The organism is Trueperella sp., from assembly GCF_043424875.1.
Lineage (GTDB): Bacteria > Actinomycetota > Actinomycetes > Actinomycetales > Actinomycetaceae > Trueperella.
Genome location: NZ_JBHWPL010000045.1, coordinates 1 through 2938, shown reverse-complemented (window position 1 = coordinate 2938; position 2938 = coordinate 1). Strand labels below are relative to the sequence as shown.

Sequence of the window (2938 nt, the reverse complement as noted above, 5' to 3'; positions counted from 1 at the left end):
CTGCGAACGAATCAATGCGAGCGTTTGGAGCACAGAATCATGAAGGTGGGCAGCAATGTCCGCCCGTGTTTCTTCCCGAATGCGCTGAGCATCAATTTCCCGAACGATAATCGAGGAACGCACCTGAGAAGGATAGAGCACGATTGCTGCGACCAGCAAGACGACGATCCCGGTTTGAATGGCAGTTGACAGCGGCGAGCTGGGCCCTGAATTGGCAACCAAAATGACTCCGCCGAACGACCCGATGGCAAGGCCCACCATCAAAGAGGTCGTCCCCCAGCGCCCATCCCGATACGTCCACGCGATACCCGCGCCGATGGCGACCATGGTGATGGGCAGGAGGAGGCGGCCGACATCGCCGCCGAGGAAGGCTCCCATGCCGATCCATGCTATGGCGAGGAGGGCTATGAGTGCGGCAATGGTGAGCTTCGACGAATCGGCACGACTCGAGACGAGCGGCTTGGACAGTCGCTGGTTCTCTGGCGCGACGTCGTCGTCGATCCGTCCGAGCGTGAGCGCGAGAGTCACGTAGGCAGCGGGCACGAGCATCGTCCACGACAGCGCGACGCATGCGAGTCGCCACGCCCACGCCTGCCCGCCAAGGTGGACGGACAAGCCTTGGCATACTCCCGCCAGCACTCGTGGCTCGCGCCGGGCGAGCGCGGGGCGCTCACGTGCCCACGGTGCACGCAAATCTGAATATGTATCCACCCTGTAAGGTTCTCACCGCTTCGCCCGTTTCGAAAGAATATCCAGCGAAAATCAGGGTTTGGTCGGCACAAATCAGGGGGAAATCAGGGGTGTTCAGGGTCGATAGGTTCCCGAAATTGCCGAAGACTGAAACCATGAACGTTTACGACACGATTCGAACCCGGCCGATCCGCCGCACACCCGACAAGTTGCTCGGTGGCGTCTGCGCCGGGCTCGCTCACCGCTGGGGCATCTCCCCGGCGGTCGTTCGACTGCTCGCGATTCTCCTGTTCCTTGCCGTCGGCTTGGGACTCGTTCTTTACGGCCTTGCGTGGCTATTCGTCCCCGAATACGAGACCGAGGACATCCTTGCCGAGCGAGCCATCAGAGATCCGGACGCGGGCGTTGCGACGGCGATAGCCATGACCCTCATCGGCTTCGTCGCAGGCACGGGCGTGTTCGCGGGAATAATCAGCGGATGGTCACACACCACCAGCCTCATCTTTGTGAACTTCGCCGTTATCGGCGCGCTGATGGTGGTGGCCTTCGCCGTGCTGAGATCTCGATCGCGCCGCAAAGATTCTGAGCCTAGAGCGCTCAGAGAGCCCGCGCCAGCACCCCTCAGTGGGGACGGCGTGCCGGGCGCGGCCGATGGGTCGGCGATGAGCGGCGCAGCTGCACCTGTGGGCCGCGATTACCCAGCGCCTTCGCCTCGCAAGCGGAAGCGACGGGTGCGCACGCCCGCAATATCTAGTCCTGTTGCCCGGATCGTTGTGGCGATCGCCATCGCCGGATCTGCGATCGCGCTCATTGCGGCGTCGGGCTTGATTGCGCGTGTGCTGTTGGCGTTCTCCGTGGGCCTGGCCATCGTCTCGCTTGGCGTGCTCGTGGCCGGCTTCAGAGGGCTGCGGGCAACGTGGCTCACGGCGCTCACGTGGTTGGTCGGGATCCCGACCGTGTTCTTGTTAGCGGCAAGCCTCGCCCTGCCAAATAGGTTCCTGTTCGCCGAAAACCCGCGCTTTCTGAATCTCGGGGGCACGGCCGACGAGCTCTCCCTCATCTACGTCAGTGAACGCCGCCCAGCTGCCACGTTCCAAGAGTCTTTGCCCTCGTCCGTCGATACCTTCGTCTACGCTGTTGGCTCCCGCCTCGTTCCCGAGGATGTTCCGGTGATCTACAAGCTCTCGCGCGATGCTCATAGCTTCGGGTATGCGACTGTGGAATATTCCGGTATCCGCGAGTGGAAGATCGTGCACGAAGGTGAGGAATTCATGAGCCGACCAGCCTCGGCGGACGGTCATCCAAACGCGGATGATGGCAGCGTCATTCACTATCCGCAGCATCTCAACCTCTTACCCGGCGAAACCATGGAACTCCATACGCCCGAGGCGATTGAACGCCCCGACGAGGCCAAGATCGTGGACATCCACTTCTACTATGGCGAATTCGCCGTTGCCGGTATCGGCCCGTCGTCCATGACCTACGCCGAGTGGCTGGAAGGCCCCGACGACGCTGCCACAGAGCCCACCTCGACATCGACCGAAGGAAACTAACATGAGAGTCACAACAAGCGCACTTGGAACCCTTGGAATCATTCTTGCCACCGCAGGAATCATCCGCGCAAGCGGCGTGGCCATCGACATCCGCATCTTCGTCGTCATTGCTTTGCTGACGCTATCCCTCCTCCTCGCAGCCAGCGCGTTCGTGCCACAGCGACACGGCGAGGAAACAGACGACCTTGACCCTGTTGACACCGACACGGTCGGCATCAACACGGACTACACCGACGTACGGGTGGCCCAATCATAAGGCCGGCCAGCCGTAGCCTGACTCCGCGTTGCAGTAAAAAGCCCTGAGCAAGCAAAGGTCTGGCGCAGGAAAAGCAAAAGCCCCGGCATTGCCGGGGCTTGTTCCTTGTGGGCGATACTGGATTCGAACCAGTGACCTCTTCCGTGTCGAGGAAGCGCGCTAACCAACTGCGCCAATCGCCCTGATGTATGAGAGGTGGGTACGGGATTCGAACCCGTGTATACGGCTTTGCAGGCCGCTGCCTCGCCTCTCGGCCAACCCACCAGGTGGTTGAAGTAGTAAGACTACCACTTGGCCTTCGAGCGGACGACGGGATTCGAACCCGCGACCCCCACCTTGGCAAGGTGGTGCTCTACCAGCTGAGCTACGTCCGCACATGTCAACGTCTCGTTGAGTGCTTGACTAATATAGCGAGTAAATCCTGAGGTTGTCTAATCCG

The 2938-nt window shown here is 61.1% G+C and carries 3 protein-coding genes and 3 tRNA genes; 2 read left to right on the top strand and 4 right to left on the bottom strand.

What is annotated here, in order from left to right; translation table 11 throughout:
- Window positions 1-711: PspC domain-containing protein (locus ACHFFR_RS04350; RefSeq protein WP_394263053.1), on the bottom strand; the 711-nt coding region annotated here is incomplete at its 3' end.
- A 134-nt stretch (window positions 712-845) separates the two neighbouring features.
- Here ACHFFR_RS04350 and ACHFFR_RS04345 point away from each other — a divergent pair.
- The gene (locus tag ACHFFR_RS04345; protein ID WP_394263052.1) at window positions 846-2243 is read left to right on the top strand and encodes a PspC domain-containing protein; all 1398 of its coding nucleotides are present in this window, start codon (window positions 846-848) and stop codon (window positions 2241-2243) included.
- A 1-nt stretch (window position 2244) separates the two neighbouring features.
- Window positions 2245-2499, top strand: a complete 255-nt coding sequence (locus tag ACHFFR_RS04340; RefSeq protein ID WP_394263051.1) for a hypothetical protein — start codon at window positions 2245-2247, stop codon at window positions 2497-2499.
- Between the two features lie 108 nt (window positions 2500-2607).
- On the opposite strand, the gene ACHFFR_RS04335 is transcribed toward ACHFFR_RS04340, so the two are convergent.
- The 3 genes from ACHFFR_RS04335 to ACHFFR_RS04325 form a co-directional block, all read right to left on the bottom strand.
- A tRNA-Val gene (locus ACHFFR_RS04335) sits at window positions 2608-2681 on the bottom strand.
- Window positions 2682-2692: 11 nt separating this feature from the next.
- Window positions 2693-2763 (bottom strand) — tRNA-Cys (locus tag ACHFFR_RS04330).
- Between the two features lie 37 nt (window positions 2764-2800).
- Window positions 2801-2873: transfer RNA gene (locus tag ACHFFR_RS04325), tRNA-Gly, on the bottom strand.
- Between the last annotated feature and the right edge of the window lie 65 nt (window positions 2874-2938).